General features: G+C 70.9%; 14 protein-coding genes and 2 pseudogenes. 5 read left to right on the top strand and 11 right to left on the bottom strand.

The window, feature by feature from the left end; translation table 11 throughout:
• Positions 1-61: 61 nt before the first annotated feature.
• Positions 62-691 carry a LysE family transporter gene (locus VG296_RS14220; RefSeq protein WP_325566171.1) on the bottom strand — a complete coding sequence of 210 codons (630 nt, stop codon included), beginning with the start codon at positions 689-691 and terminating at the stop codon, positions 62-64.
• 138 nt (positions 692-829) lie between these two features.
• On the bottom strand, positions 830-1,219 hold the full coding sequence (locus VG296_RS14215; RefSeq protein WP_349259558.1) for an Lrp/AsnC family transcriptional regulator: 390 nt from the start codon (positions 1,217-1,219) through the stop codon (positions 830-832).
• A gap of 17 nt (positions 1,220-1,236) precedes the next feature.
• Here VG296_RS14215 and VG296_RS14205 point away from each other — a divergent pair.
• Positions 1,237-1,518: pseudogene (locus VG296_RS14205) on the top strand (branched-chain amino acid transporter permease); the annotation flags it as partial.
• A gap of 25 nt (positions 1,519-1,543) precedes the next feature.
• Positions 1,544-2,749 (top strand): cysteine desulfurase-like protein, encoded by a 1,206-nt coding sequence (locus tag VG296_RS14200; RefSeq protein WP_325566169.1) that lies wholly within the window; start codon positions 1,544-1,546, stop codon positions 2,747-2,749.
• Positions 2,750-2,751: 2 nt separating this feature from the next.
• Here VG296_RS14200 and VG296_RS14195 read toward each other — a convergent pair whose 3' ends face one another.
• Together VG296_RS14195 and VG296_RS14190 are read right to left on the bottom strand one after the other, a co-directional pair.
• Entirely contained in the window at positions 2,752-3,552 is an 801-nt protein-coding gene (locus tag VG296_RS14195) for a nitrilase-related carbon-nitrogen hydrolase (RefSeq protein ID WP_325566168.1), read from the bottom strand.
• Between the two features lie 45 nt (positions 3,553-3,597).
• Positions 3,598-3,999 (bottom strand): SsgA family sporulation/cell division regulator, encoded by a 402-nt coding sequence (locus tag VG296_RS14190; RefSeq protein ID WP_325566167.1) that lies wholly within the window; start codon positions 3,997-3,999, stop codon positions 3,598-3,600.
• A 206-nt stretch (positions 4,000-4,205) separates the two neighbouring features.
• On the opposite strand from VG296_RS14190, the gene VG296_RS14185 reads away from it, so the two are divergent.
• Positions 4,206-5,750: a sigma-70 family RNA polymerase sigma factor gene (locus VG296_RS14185; protein ID WP_325566166.1), complete on the top strand. Its 1,545-nt coding sequence runs from the start codon at positions 4,206-4,208 to the stop codon at positions 5,748-5,750.
• Between the two features lie 313 nt (positions 5,751-6,063).
• Positions 6,064-7,137, top strand: a complete 1,074-nt coding sequence (locus tag VG296_RS14180; RefSeq protein WP_325566165.1) for a terpene synthase family protein — start codon at positions 6,064-6,066, stop codon at positions 7,135-7,137.
• Between the two features lie 33 nt (positions 7,138-7,170).
• On the opposite strand, the gene VG296_RS14175 is transcribed toward VG296_RS14180, so the two are convergent.
• Entirely contained in the window at positions 7,171-7,866 is a 696-nt protein-coding gene (locus VG296_RS14175; RefSeq protein WP_325566164.1) for a hypothetical protein, read from the bottom strand.
• Positions 7,863-8,021: a hypothetical protein gene (locus tag VG296_RS14170; RefSeq protein WP_325566163.1), complete on the bottom strand. Its 159-nt coding sequence runs from the start codon at positions 8,019-8,021 to the stop codon at positions 7,863-7,865. Before VG296_RS14170 ends, VG296_RS14175 begins: the two co-directional genes overlap by 4 nt.
• Positions 8,022-8,120: 99 nt before the next feature.
• On the opposite strand from VG296_RS14170, the gene VG296_RS14165 reads away from it, so the two are divergent.
• The gene (locus VG296_RS14165; RefSeq protein WP_325566162.1) at positions 8,121-8,762 is read left to right on the top strand and encodes an MFS transporter; all 642 of its coding nucleotides are present in this window, start codon (positions 8,121-8,123) and stop codon (positions 8,760-8,762) included.
• 116 nt (positions 8,763-8,878) lie between these two features.
• On the opposite strand, the pseudogene VG296_RS14160 reads toward VG296_RS14165, so the two are convergent.
• The 5 genes and pseudogenes from VG296_RS14160 to VG296_RS14140 all read right to left on the bottom strand — a co-directional run.
• Positions 8,879-9,994 (bottom strand): annotated as a pseudogene (locus VG296_RS14160) (MFS transporter); the annotation flags it as partial.
• A 98-nt stretch (positions 9,995-10,092) separates the two neighbouring features.
• A complete protein-coding gene (locus VG296_RS14155; RefSeq protein WP_325566161.1) occupies positions 10,093-11,613 on the bottom strand; it encodes a cytochrome P450 in 1,521 nt (506 codons plus the stop codon).
• Positions 11,614-11,615: 2 nt separating this feature from the next.
• Positions 11,616-12,263 carry a GTP-binding protein gene (locus tag VG296_RS14150; protein WP_325566160.1) on the bottom strand — a complete coding sequence of 216 codons (648 nt, stop codon included), beginning with the start codon at positions 12,261-12,263 and terminating at the stop codon, positions 11,616-11,618.
• Entirely contained in the window at positions 12,244-12,618 is a 375-nt protein-coding gene (locus VG296_RS14145) for a DUF742 domain-containing protein (protein ID WP_325566159.1), read from the bottom strand. Before VG296_RS14145 ends, VG296_RS14150 begins: the two co-directional genes overlap by 20 nt.
• Positions 12,615-13,025: a roadblock/LC7 domain-containing protein gene (locus tag VG296_RS14140; protein WP_325566158.1), complete on the bottom strand. Its 411-nt coding sequence runs from the start codon at positions 13,023-13,025 to the stop codon at positions 12,615-12,617. The genes VG296_RS14145 and VG296_RS14140 overlap by 4 nt, the downstream gene beginning before the upstream one ends.
• Positions 13,026-13,027 lie beyond the last annotated feature (2 nt).

Below are 13,027 nucleotides of genomic sequence, written 5' to 3'. Positions count from 1 at the left end.
ACCCGGTCCGGGCGGACCTGCACGCCGAAAGGGCCGGACTGTGCGCATCCGGCGCCCGAGGCTAGCCCGACGACAGCAGCAGCCGCAGGGCGAGGAACGCGATCAGGGCGCTCGATCCCAGGGCGGAGACGAGTCGGCCCCGACTGCCGGTGAGGACGCGGCCGAGCAGCGCGCCGCTGAGCGCGAGGAGCAGTTGCCAGCTCGCTGACGCGATGAACGCGGCGGCGACGAACGCGGCCTGCTCGAGATGGCCCGGCGCCGACCTGCTCTGCATACCGATGACGAGCGCCGCGAAGTAGATCACGGTGAGCGGGTTCATCATCGTGACCGCCCAGAGGCCGAGGTACGCACGGACGGGGCTCAGCGGTGCGATCTCGTTCGCGGGGCCCGATGCGCGTCGATGTTGCGCGAACGCTGAGATGACACCGCGCGCCGCCAGCGCGACGAGTACCGCGGCCGACGCCCAGCGCAGTGGGACTAGGACCGGCTGAAGAGTATGCGCGAGGGCTGATCCGCCGAGCTGGGCGATCAGGGCGTAGATACCGTCGGCCGTCGCGACGCCGAGTGCGGCGCACGCTCCGATCCGCAGCGAGGTCCGCGCGGTGAGGGCGACCAGATACGTCCCGACGGCTCCGACCGGTACGGCGATGCCGTAGCCGGCCAGCAGCCCCGCGAGCAGGGCGGCGGTCACGACGGCGTCGGGATCGAACCTTCGACTATGGCCGACTGCTGCTGGCCGCGCGGCATGCGGGCGGCGGCGTCCAGCGGCAGGAGGGCGGTGATCGAGGTCATGGGCAGATCCTGACGGCGCCGATACCGCCCGGGCAACTCAATATTCCGATTTGATCTTCTTCATGCTCAGGTGCGAGGTGATCCGCACGACCCCGGGCAGCGGCGCAGGCCTGCCGGTCAGGAACACCTCGTACGCCTCGTGGTTCGCGACGGCGACGCGCAGGTAGTAGTCCGGGCGGCCGAACAGCCGGTGCAGCTCGACGACCTCGTCGAACGCGGCGAGGCTCTCCTCGAAGTCCGCGAAGCTCCTCAGGTCGTTCGCCGCGATCTCCACGTCGACCAGAACCTCGAGCCCGCGGCCGGACGCCTCGGGGTCGATCACGGCGCGGTAGCCGCGGATGACGCCGAGGTCCTCGAGCCGCTTGACCCGGCGAAGGCACGGCGGCGGGGTGAGGCCGACGCGCTTGGCCAGTTCGACGTTCGTCAGCCGGCCGTCCCGGCGCGACGTGGGGACCTCGAGCCCTGCCGTTCGCGGCGCTCGCTCCGCTGCGGGCGAGCCGGACGGTCAGCTATCTCAGCACCCGTATGCCAGCGGGCGTGATGGTGATCCTGCTCGTGTACTGCCTGCGCGGCACGCCGTTGAACCACCCCGCGCAGGCCCTGGCGCCGATCCGCGCCCTCGCCGTGACGATCACGCTGCACCTGTGGCGTCGGAACGCGCTGTTCAGCATCATCGGCGGCACGCTGGTGAGCGTGGTCCTGGCGACCGCCCTCCCGTTCCACTGATCATCGATCCGGGTAGGACTCCCCCATGACCTACGACGTCGCCGCCATCCGTGCCCGGTTCCCCGCGCTGGCCTCCGGCATCGCCCACTTCGACGGGCCGGGCGGAACACAGACACCACGGCCGGTGATCGACGCGATCGCGGCCGCGCTCTCCGCTCCGCTGTCCAATCGCGGTGACGGAACGCCCGGCGAGCGCAACGCGGAGACGATCGTCACGGAGAGCCGTCGCGCGCTGGCCGATCTGCTGGGCGCCGATCCGGCCGGGATCGTCTTCGGGCGCAGCGCCACGCAACTGACGTACGACTTCTCCCGGGCGCTCGCGAAAAGCTGGGCGCCGGGTGACGAGGTGGTTGTCACCCGTCTGGACCACGACTCGAACGTGCGCCCGTGGATCCAGGCGGCCGAGAGCGTGGGCGCGGTCGTGCGGTGGGTCGATTTCGATCCCGCGACCGGTGAGCTGACGGTGGATCACGTGCGTGCCGCGCTGTCCGAGCGCACGCGATTGGTCGCGGTGACCGCGGCGTCCAACCTGATCGGCACGCGGCCCGACCTGCCCGCGATCGCGCGGCTGGCCCACGAGGTCGGCGCGCTGCTCTACGTGGACGGCGTGCACCACGCCGCACACGCGAGTGTCGATCTCGCGACGCTCGGTACCGATTTCTACGTATGTTCGTCGTACAAGTTCCTCGGTCCGCACCTGGGGGTGCTGGCCGCCGCGCCCGCGCTGCTGGAGACCGTGTGGCCGGACAAACTGTTGCCCTCGACGAACGTCGTCCCCGAACGCTTCGAGTTCGGCACGCTGCCGTACGAGCTGCTGGCCGGCGCCCGCGCGGCCGTCGACTTCCTCGCCGATCTGAGCCCGGAGAGCGTGGGCACGCGCCGGGACCGGCTCGTCGCGACGTACTCGGCCCTCGGAGAACGTGAGGACGTGTTGCGGACGCGGATCGAGCAGGGCTTGGCAGAGCTCGATGCCGTGACCGTCTACTCGCGTGCAGCCCGCCGTACCCCGACGCTGCTGCTCACGATCGCCGACCGCAGCACTGTTGACGCCTACCGATTCCTCGCCGAGAACAAGGTGCACGCGCCGTCAGGGGCCTTCTACGCCATCGAGGCCTCACGCCACCTCGGCCTCGGCGACACCGGCGGGATGCGCATCGGCCTGGCGCCGTACAACGACGCCGCGGACGTCGAGCGGCTCCTCAGCGCGCTGACGAAGTTCGTCTACAGGTAGAACTACAGATAGAGCTCGGGGCGGCGGTCGCCGAACAGGTCGTTGTTCGGGTTGAAGCTCTTGTCACGGGTGGCGGTGAGGTCGACCTCGTACGCGGCCCGGTGTCCGTCGCCCGCGGCCGACGCCGGCCAGCCGAACTGGTCGAAGATCGCGGTGCCCTCTGTCCACTCCTGGCCGCGCTCGGTCCCGGTCCTGTCGCAGCACGCGATGACGACGCGGTTCACCCGGGCCGCGGCCTGCGCGAGGTGCCACTCCGGGGGCCGTTCGCCGTCCGGGCGGTAGACCAGCGGCCAGTTCGTCGGCACGGCGATCAGGTCGGCGCCTTCCAGCGCGACGCGGCGCGGGAACTCGGGGAACTCGAAGTCGTAGCAGACCATCACGGCGATCCAGCCGAAGCGGGTCGCGACGACCGGCGGCGGCTCGGAGCCGGCGGTGAAGAACAGCTTCTCCTCGTCCCACAGATGCGCCTTGCGGTACGTGGCCAGCACGCCGTTCGCGTTGAGCAGCATGGCGCCGTTGTAGAACCGGCCGTCGTCACCGCGCTCCGCGTAGCCGAGCACGACGATCGACTCGCCCTCGATCGCCGCCGCCCACTCGGCCGCCAGCGGGTCCGCGGGCGTGATCGCGCAGGCGTCCACCTCGTCCGCGGACTTGAAGACGTATCCGCTGGTGATCAGCTCGGGCAGGATCAGGATGTCGGCGCCCGAGGACGTCTCCTCGGCGATCACGCGCAGGATCTGCCGATGGTTTCCCGGAAGATCCGCGAGCGTCGGGGCGAGTTGGCGGCAGACGATGCGGGTCACCCTGGGCCTCCTGAGTCCGGCGATGGCCCCTCACTCTAGTGCCGCTCACGCCATCAGATCGTGCAGCAACCGGTCCATCTCGACGTAGCCGCTCTCGTAGCCGGGAGGCACCTCGGCATAGCTGAGGAACAGGAACGCGCGCAGCTGCCGGGCGGGCAGCGCGATCAGCGCCGAGCCGGCCTCCGCGCACAGCTCCAGCATCACCAGGTCCGGGCCGCAGGGCCAGACGTGCACATCACCCTCCCCGGCGGGGCCGGACAGCCCCTCGTCCAGCAGCGCACGGCCGAAGACCCAGCTGAGCAGGTGCCCGTCCGGACCGAGCACCGGGAAGTCCAGCCGGACCGCGTACGGATCTTGCACGTCGTAGCCGGCGGTGATGGTGAAGTCCAGTCCGGTCTCCTGTCCGATGATCAGGTACGCGGTGAGCCTTTCCGTGATGGTCGACATCGTCGTTCCTCTCCCCAAGCCTCGCGGCGGGCGGCCGCACAGTCCTCGCGGTGCCGGTCGGCACCGCCATGGACTCGACCCCGCCGAGAGTCGCCGCATTACATCAGTTTCCCCCGCTTTTATGTGATGTAGCTCATATGCGGGTGGTTAATTTGTCCGCTTAAGGTGGACCGGTACTCAGGAGATCACTGTCGAGGGGGTTGGCCATGCCGGGGACGCGCGCCGAGGAGGAGTACGCGGCTCGGTACGCGGCTCTCTACAGGGAGCACAACGCGCAGCTCATCGCGTATGCGCGCTCGCTCACCGGCAGCGCGACGATGGCCGAGGACCTCGCCGCGGAGGCGCACTTCCGGGTCTGGCGGCGCATCCAGGCGGGCCATGAGATCGACAACGTCGCCGCCTATCTGACCACGACCGTCCGCAACCTGGCCGCCGGGCTCGGCCGGGCGCGGCGGGAGATCGCCGGGGACGTCGCGGAACTTCCGGAGGATCCGGCGCGCGCGAGCGTGCACGCCGCGGCGATCGAGGATCCGGAGCGGCGCGCCTCGCAGGTGGACCTGATCTCCCGGCTGCTCAAGGAACTCCCGGACCGCTGGGCGAAGGCGCTGTGGTACGCCGAGGTCGAGGACCTGCCGATGGAGGCGGTCGGCGAGCGGATCGGCGCCAGCGCGGGCACGGCGGCCGTGCTGCTGACCCGGGCGCGCGAGCGGCTGCGGCAGGCGTTCCTGCAGTCGCAGTCCGGTGCGCCGCTGAGCGAGGACTGCGAGCCGTACTGGAAGCAGATGGCCACGATCGTGCGCGGCACGGCGTCGGCCCGGCGCACGAAGAGCGTGACAGAGCATTGTGACGAGTGCGCGGACTGCCGGGCCCGGATGCTCGCGCTGACCGAGGCGAACACCCGGCTCCCGGCGCTGCTCGGTCCGGCGATCCTGGCCGGTGTGCTCGGCGGCGGGGCGTGGTTCGTGCCCGCCCTCGGGACCGCGGGTACTGGCCCGGCGGCGGGTACGGCCGTGCGCGCGGGACGGGCAGGGAGCCGTATTGGCCGGCATGCCCGAATCAGTGCCCGGGCACGTGTTCTCAAGCACGGTCTGACGCCGACGAAGAGCATGGTCATCGGCTCCGTCGCGGCGGTGGGCATCGCGGCCACGGTGGCGACGCTCGCCCTCGGCTCGACGGACAAGCCGCACACCACGCCGCATGCGGCGGCGCTGCAGACGTCTCCCGCGGCCATCCAGCCGACGGCCACTTCCGGCGGCGGCAACGTCTCGGCCTCCGCCGTCGCCGCCGCGACGCAGGCCCCGGCCGCGACTCAGACCGCTGCCGCGCAGGCGACATCGGCCGCCACGACCGGCGCGGCCGCAGCCTCGTCCGCACCGACTCGGGCCTCGTCGAACGCGGTGACTCAGGCTTCGCAGACGCAGGCCGCGGCAGCCGCGACGGATCCGACCACTGCGACCACTCCCCCGGCGACTGCGCCGGCCTCGCCGACGTCGCCGATCCTGCCGACTTCGGCGGCCGCGACACCGAGCGCATCGGCCTCGACCGCCGGCGGGCCGGTCGTCGTGGACTCACCGACGCCCTCGCCGTCTCAGTCCTCGACTCCGGTCCTGACGCCGAGCCCGACCGTGACTCCGACACCGACCGTGACACCGACAATTACTGTGACACCGACCGTGACGCCGACCAGTAGCCCCACCTGCTATTGGGACATCTTCGGCATCTGTATCGTTGAGATCACGGGCGGCAACTGAGAACTGTGATCACTCCGCTACTCAGAACATTCATTCAGTAGCGTTGCGTAGTGTCAAGACCCGTACACACGAAATCTTCACACCCAACGCTCCCATGCGCCCCGGAGCAGGGGCTTTTCTCGCGTCACAAACTCAGTAATCTGACCATTGATCATCAGCGGTCGCGTTCCGACGACGCAGTGCGGCCGTACACCCACAGATGACCCCTGCCCACACCTTTGTACGAACACCGGGAGCGTACGCCCCCGGACTGAACGACTCAACCGGAAGGGGCCAAATGGACATCCCGGATCAAGTCGTGCTGTGGTGCCCGATGACGCCTGCGATTCACCCCGCGTGGCGCAACTGGGAGCGCGGTACCGTCGACTGGATGGAACGCTTCGGGCTCGACGGAGAGCAACGCGAAGCCGGCAGACTTTACAGCATCACCGCGGGCGAACTGGCCGCCCGCACCCTGCCCGACTGCTCCTACGAGGCCGGAGCGTTGTTCTCGGCGTTCAGCCTGATCTGGCTGTTCGCCTTCGACGACGCGTACTGCGACGAGGGACGGTACAGCCACGACCCGGGCGAGATGGCGCTGCTCGTGCACGAGATGCACCGGATCGTGGAGACCGGGTACACGACCTCGAACAGCCCCTGCGCCCGCGGCCTGGCCGATCTGAGACAGCGGCTCGACGGCATGAAGGTGGACCCGGCGGGCATCGCGCGCTGGGTGCACTCGATGAAGGCATATCTCGGCTACCAGGTGTGGGAGGCCTCGCACCGGCGCCGGAGAAGCGTGCCGAGCATCGACGAGTACGCGGTCGCCCGGATCCGCAACGGCAGCATGGAGGTCTGCGCGATGACGCTGCCGATCGCGGAGGGCTTCGACGTGCCGACGCACGAGATCGAGAGCCCTGACATCCGGGCCCTGACCGAGATGACCTGCTGCCTGGTCGGCCTGGACAACGACATCGCGTCGTACTACAAGGAGCACTCGCGCAGCGACGACAAGATCAACCTGGTCGATGTGATCGCGCACGAGCGCGCCCGTCCCCCGCGTGAGGCGGTGCCCGAGGCGCTCGACTTCCGCGACGCCGTCCTCGCGCTCTACCTCGAGCTCTCCGAGCAGGTACGGCCCACCGTCAGCCAGGCCACCCAGCAGTACATCGGCGGCCTGTCCGCGTGGATCCGCGGCAACCTCGACTGGAGCATGCACACCGGTCGATACCGCCGCAACGACAAGTCCACGATCACGGTCAGCGAGACGGCGCGGCGCGAGCTGCCCACCGGCTTCGTCCCGCCCGCGGGCATCTCGTGGTGGTGGTCGCGTGTCGCCCGGACGACGCCCGTCACCGCGCCGCCCTACACCGCCCAGCAGGTCGCGAGCAGCGTGACCGCCGCGTGAGTTCCGCGGGTCTCGTTCGCCGTCGGGTCCGGGTCACGACCCGACGGCGAGTTCGACGAGGTGCCGCGCCGTGCCCGCGGGATCAACGATCTGATGCAGATGCTCGCCGGGTAGGTGCGCCACGTACCAGCCGCGATCGTGCGCCTCGGCGGCGAGCTCGCCGTACGCCGCGCTGAACAGCAGATACGAGCAGCGGTGGTCGTCCCAGCCGTCGGGCGCCGGGACGTCCTGCTCGTAGTACGCGAGCGGCAGATACGGCTGCTCGATTATGACGGTCTGCCTGGTTGCCGCGTCCGGGAACAGCGGGGCGACGTCCGCCTCGTCCCACCAGTCGGTCCAGCGCGGCAGCACGCCGTTGACGGCCAGCGGATGCAGGAAATCGAGCATTTCGGGTGACGCGGCCGGGGTCGGCCCGCTGCGCGCCGGCAAGGCCGCGTCCACGAAGATCGAGCCGATCACGCGGTGAGTCAGCCCCCAGCGAACCGCCGGGAGGAACAGCCCCGCGTTGCTGTGCCCGACCAGGACGAGCGGCACGTCGCCCGGCAGCCGGCCGAGGTCGTCGCGGACGGCGTCCACGACGCGCGGCCAGTACGGCGGCTCGCCCTCACCCACCCGGAGCAGGGAAGGCACGCGCGCCTGATATCCCGCCGACGCCAGCCGGTCGGCCACCGGACGCCACGTCGACGGCCCCACCGACGGGCTGTGCACCAGGACGAAGACCGGCTTCATGCCTTCATCATGGCACTGCGCGCGGCCGGAGCCGGCAGCGTGCGGTCGGTGCGCCAGATCAGGCCGATCGTGCGATGGGCGGAGTCGGCGGTGATGCGGATGCCGATGGTGCCGGACTGCCCGGCGAAGGGCTCGGGCAAATCCCGCATCGGCATCGCATCATCATACGAGACGCGCATGATATTCGGCTTTTTCAGGCATTAGACGTACGAGGCGCGGCGGGTCTCGCCGCCCTGTGCGCCCTCGCTGTCAGGGTGCTGCTGCCGGCCTCGCAGCGCTTCGACCCGGCCCCGCCCGCGGCGCGCGCCCCGCTGCGCGCCACCGCCCGCGCGCTGTCCGACCCGGCGCTCATCGCCCTCTACGTGATCGGCGGCTGCTCATCCGGAGCGCTCATGGCCGTGTTCAACACCCTCGGCTTCCGTCTCGCCGATGCCCCGTTCCACCTCGCTCTGGCCTCGGCCAGCCTGGTGTTCCTGGTCTACCCGGTCGGCACGCTCAGTTCGACCGTGTTCGGGCGGCTGACCGACCGCTTCGGCCGACGCACCGTCATGCCGCTCGGCTGCGTGCTCGCGGTCGGCGGCGCGCTGCTCACCCTCCCCGCCACGCTCCCCACGGTCATTCTCGGCCTGGCGCTGCTGGTGGGCGGGTTCTCCGCCGTGCACGGCGTGGCCAGCGGCTGGGTCCCGGCACGCGCGTTCGCGGGCGGTGCCAGCACCGCCCAAGCCGCCTCGCTGTACCTGTTCACCTACTATCTGGGTTCGTCCGTCTTCGGCAGCCTGGCCGGCCGGGTGTGGTCCGACGCCGCGTGGCCGGGCGTCGTCGGCCTCGCCGCGATCCTGCTCTGCGTCGCGTGCACGCCGGCGCTCAGGCTGCGCAGGACCCCGGCGTTGTCATAGCGGCCGGAAGGCAGGTCCCGCTCGCCGACGAAGGCGCGGCCGAGGAGCGGCGTTCCGGAGACCGCCAGGATGGAGAGTACGACCCACAGGCCGTCGCGGGGGCCGAGCCACGTGCCCAGCGCGCCTCCGGCGAGCGCGCCGAAGGGGCTGGTGCCCATGGTCACGAGCCGCATGGTGGCGGTGACCCGGCCGAGCATGCCCGGCGGGCAGTAGGACTGACGGAAGGTGGCCATGACGATGTTGCTCATGGTCACCCCGGTCGCGGCGATCAGGATCCCGGCGATGTAGAACACGAGCCGGGGTCCCAGGCCGGCCAACGGGATCAGCAGCGCGAACGGCAGTGCGCCGACCGTGGCGAGCAGCAGGCTTCGGGCGCTGCCGATCTTGCTGATGATCGGGCGGGCCACGAATGCGGCGAGCAGGCCGCCGAGTCCGGGGAGGGCGGTGAGCAAGCCGGTCGGGCCAGCGGTCAGTCCGACGACGCGTACCAGGAAGACGACAATGAGCGCGGCGAGGGCGTCGAGCGCGAAGTTGGCCAGGCCTCCGACGAGAGCCAGCGGCCGCAGATAGGGGTCGCGGAACACCAGCGTCATGCCCTCGGCCATGTCGCGGCGCAGCGTCGAGACGCGGCGAGGGGCGGCCGGGCGTGGTTCCGGAGCCTTGATCGCGAGCAGGCAGGCCGCGGACACCAGAAAGCTGGCCGCGTTGAACACCAGCGCGGCGGTCGCGCCGATGATCTGCGCCGCCACGCCGGACAGTCCCCGGCCGCCGAGCGCGGCCGCCGAGGTGCCGGCCTGCAACTTGGCGTTGCCCTCGGCAAGTTCGCTCCCTGCGATCAGCGACGGCAGGTTGACCTGATACGCGGTGCCGAACACGACCGCGGCCGCGCCCGCCAGCAGTTGAACGGCGAGCAACTGCCCGATCGTGAGCGCGCCGAGCGCGTAGGCGACGGGCACGCTCGCGTACAGCGCGGCGGAGACGGCGTCGCAGACGATCATCACCGGGCGGGGTGGCAGCCGGTCCACCCATGCCCCGGCCGGCAGCCCGATGAGCAGCCACGGCAGATACCCCGCCGCGGCCAGCGCGCCCACCTCGAACGTGGTGGCGTGCAAGAACAGCACGGCCAGCAGCGGCACCCCGATCAGCGCCATGGCGCTGCCGAGCTGGTTGACCGTCTCCCCGATCCAGAACAGGCGGAAATCGCGCTGCCGCAACAACCCGCCGATCACCATGCTGCCGAAACTACCCGGGGCCCCGGGCTCGAATGCGGCATTCTGCTGACGGCAGAAGGGCCCGGGACGGCGTCCCGGGCCCTGCCTAGGTCATCGTTCTACCGGCGACGGCGGAAGATGCCGGCGAGCGAGGACCAGAAGCCGCGGCGGTCGCGGTCCTCGGCGTCCGCCGCGGCGTCGGCCTGGGCGATGGCCGCCAGGGCGTCGGCGGCGGCGCTCAGCGGCGGGGCGGAGGCGGTCGCGGCACTGCCCGCGGCCGTGCCCGGCGAGCCGCCGGCCGGGGTCGAGACAGGCTGCTGCGACACCGTGCGCGGGGCGGGGACGGCGGCGGCCTGCTCGGGCTCGGAGCGGCGCTGCGGGGCGAACTGCACGGGCAGCACGTCGAGGTGGCGGGACCAGGTGCCCGAGGACCAGCTCAGCTGCTCCTCTGGCACCGCGAGCTGCAGGTCGGGCAGCCGGGAGAGCAGCACGTCCACGCCGGTGTCCGTGATGGCGCGGCCGATGTCCTGGCCGGGGCACTCGTGCGGACCGCGGCTGAACGCGAGGTGCGAGCGGTTGCCGTGCATCGGGGCGTCGAGGTCGGGGCGGATCTCCGGGTCCATGTTCCCCGCGGCGAAGCCGAGCACCAGGAGGTCGCCCTCCTTGATCTCCTGGCCGCCGAACTGCATGTCGTGCGTGGCGAAGCGCGCCGGGCACACCATCAGCGGCGGCTCGTCCCACAGCATCTGCTCGACGGCGTCCGGCAGCGTCATCAGGCCGCCGGTGAGCGAGGCGCGGAACCGCGGGTCGGTCAGGATCATGCGGAGGGTGCTCGAGATGAGGCTGGTCGTCGTCTCGTTGCCCGCGACCAGGATCATCCGCAGGTGGTTGAGCACCTCGTCGTCGCTCAGGCCGGACTCGTGCTGCACCATCCAGGTCGCCAGGTCGTGGGCCGGGACCTTGCGGCGCTCCTCGGTGAGGGTGCGCAGCGTGCCGATGATGTAGTTGTTGTACTCGACCGCCTTCTCGCCGCCCTTGACGATGCCGACGCTCGCCTCGAGCAGCTTCGGGCCCTGATCCTCGGTGAGGCCGATCAGGCGGGCGAAGACCAGCATCGGGAGGTGATCGGCGAACTCTTCCACGAGGTCCGCCCTGCCGGACTCGATGAAGGCGTCGATCAGCTGGTTCGCGTACCGCTGCACGTGCCGGCGGATGCCGTGGCGGTCGAACCTGGCCAGGCAGTCGTTCACCGCGGAGCGCAGCCGCTGGTGCTCCTCGCCGTCCACCGACATCACGTCGGGGCGCCAGCCGAGGATCGGGATCAGCGGGGAGTCGTCGCCGATCTGCTTCTCCTCCCAGCCGCGCCACGTGCGCGAGTCGCGGGTGAACTTGGTGGCGCTGCGCGCGGCCTCGGTGTTCTCCCGGTAGCCGAGCACCAGCCAGGCGGGGACGCCGCCCTCGAGCTGCACCGGGGCGACGGTGCCGTGCTCGGCGCGCAGCTTCTCGTACAAGCCGTGCGGGTCGCTCTGCGCCTGCGGGCCGTAGAGGGCAGTCAGACCGGCGCCGCCCGCGTGCGCCGGGCAGCCCGGCGGCGGAACGGCGGCGCCTGATTCGGCGGCTGATTCTGGGATGATTGACACGGTCACTCCGTGGCGGCTGAGGCGGCCACCGGTGCGGCCGCGGATTGGGTGGACAGCGTGTACAGGTAGCGCATCAGGGCCAGCAGCGTGTCACGGCTCGAACCCCGGCTGCGCGCGTCGCAGGCGACGATCGGCACGCTGGCCGGCAGGTCCAGCGCGGTGCGCACCTCGTCCAGCGGGTGCGTCGGGGCGTCCGGGAAGACGTTGACGGCGACGATGAACGGCACGCCGCCGTCCTCGAGCCGTCCGATGACGTCGAAGCTGGACTCGAGCCGCCGCGTGTCGACCAGCACGACCGCGCCGAGGGCGCCCTCGAACAGGCCGGTCCACAGGAACCAGAAGCGCTGCTGCCCGGGCGTTCCGAACAGGTAGAGCACCAGCTCCTCGTTGATGCTGATCCGGCCGAAGTCCATCGCCACGGTGGTCGCGCTCTTCTGCTCGACCCCGCGCACGTCGTCGACGCCGACGCTGACCTCGGTCATCGTCTCCTCGGTCGTCAGCGGTCTGATCTCGCTGACGGAGCCGACCAGGGTCGTCTTGCCGACGCCGAACCCGCCCACCACGACGATCTTGACCGCGGTGGCGGCCGAAGCGGGCAGCGCGTCCTCACGCGCCGGCCCGACGGCCAGCTCAGAGCTTCTGGAGTCCATACATCACCGCCTTGAGCAGTTCGGGATCGGGAATCCCGGCCGTGCGCACCGCGGCGCGCACCTCCACGGAGGATTCCGCGAGCAGGTCGGAGACCAGGATGGCGACCACGCTGAACGGCAGCTTGAGGTACGCCGAGATCTCCGCCATGGACAGGGGGTAGTGGCACATGCGCAGGATGGAGGCATGCTCCGGCTGCATCTCCGGACGGGCCGCGGCCCGCGCCACGACCAGCGTGACCAGGTCGAGGTCGGCGCGGCGGCCCGCGGCGCCACGGCCTCCGGTGATGACGTACAGGCGCTCTGGCCCGCCCTGCTCCCAGGAGGAGGACGCGTCGTTGATCGGGGACGGGGTCACCCGGCCGTCCTCTCCTCCATCCGCGGCGGGCTGGTGAGATGCTCGCCGATGCGCGCTACCAGGTTGCGCATCTGCTGCCCCATCAGTCCCGCGTCCACCCCCTCGTCGGCCAGCACCGCGAGATACGCCCGCGCGCCGGCCGCCATGAGGTAGAAGAATCCCCCGCCGACCTCGATCACCACGAGCCGCATCTGCTTGTCCCCCTGCGGGAACTCGGCGGCGACGGCGGCGGACAGACTCTGCAGTCCGGCGCACGCGGCCGCCAGGCGGTCGGCGGTGTCCACATCCGTGTTGTATTGGGCCATGCGCAGGCCGTCCGATGTCAGGACGACGACATGCCGGGTACCCGGCACGCTCTCCGCCAGGTCCTTGAGCATCCAGTCCATACTGGGCTGCAGGTGGTCCATCG

It is taken from the genome of Actinospica sp., assembly GCF_035552695.1.
In the GTDB taxonomy this organism is placed as follows: Bacteria; Actinomycetota; Actinomycetes; order Streptomycetales; family Catenulisporaceae; genus Actinospica.
The sequence above is the reverse complement of the archived record's forward strand: the minus strand, read 5'-3'. Positions and strand labels throughout refer to the sequence as shown.

Excerpts from the sequence above, each read along its gene's own strand:
- VG296_RS14185 (WP_325566166.1), top strand. The coding sequence starts at position 4,206 with ATGCCGGGGACGCGCGCCGAGGAGGAGTACGCGGCTCGGTACGCGGCT.
- VG296_RS14150 (WP_325566160.1), bottom strand. The coding sequence starts at position 12,263 with ATGGACTCCAGAAGCTCTGAGCTGGCCGTCGGGCCGGCGCGTGAGGAC.
- VG296_RS14140 (WP_325566158.1), bottom strand. The coding sequence starts at position 13,025 with ATGGACCACCTGCAGCCCAGTATGGACTGGATGCTCAAGGACCTGGCG.
- VG296_RS14170 (WP_325566163.1), bottom strand. The coding sequence starts at position 8,021 with ATGCCGATGCGGGATTTGCCCGAGCCCTTCGCCGGGCAGTCCGGCACC.
- VG296_RS14180 (WP_325566165.1), top strand. The coding sequence starts at position 6,064 with ATGACGCCTGCGATTCACCCCGCGTGGCGCAACTGGGAGCGCGGTACC.
- VG296_RS14175 (WP_325566164.1), bottom strand. The coding sequence starts at position 7,866 with ATGAAGCCGGTCTTCGTCCTGGTGCACAGCCCGTCGGTGGGGCCGTCG.
- VG296_RS14190 (WP_325566167.1), bottom strand. The coding sequence starts at position 3,999 with ATGTCGACCATCACGGAAAGGCTCACCGCGTACCTGATCATCGGACAG.
- VG296_RS14200 (WP_325566169.1), top strand. The coding sequence starts at position 1,544 with ATGACCTACGACGTCGCCGCCATCCGTGCCCGGTTCCCCGCGCTGGCC.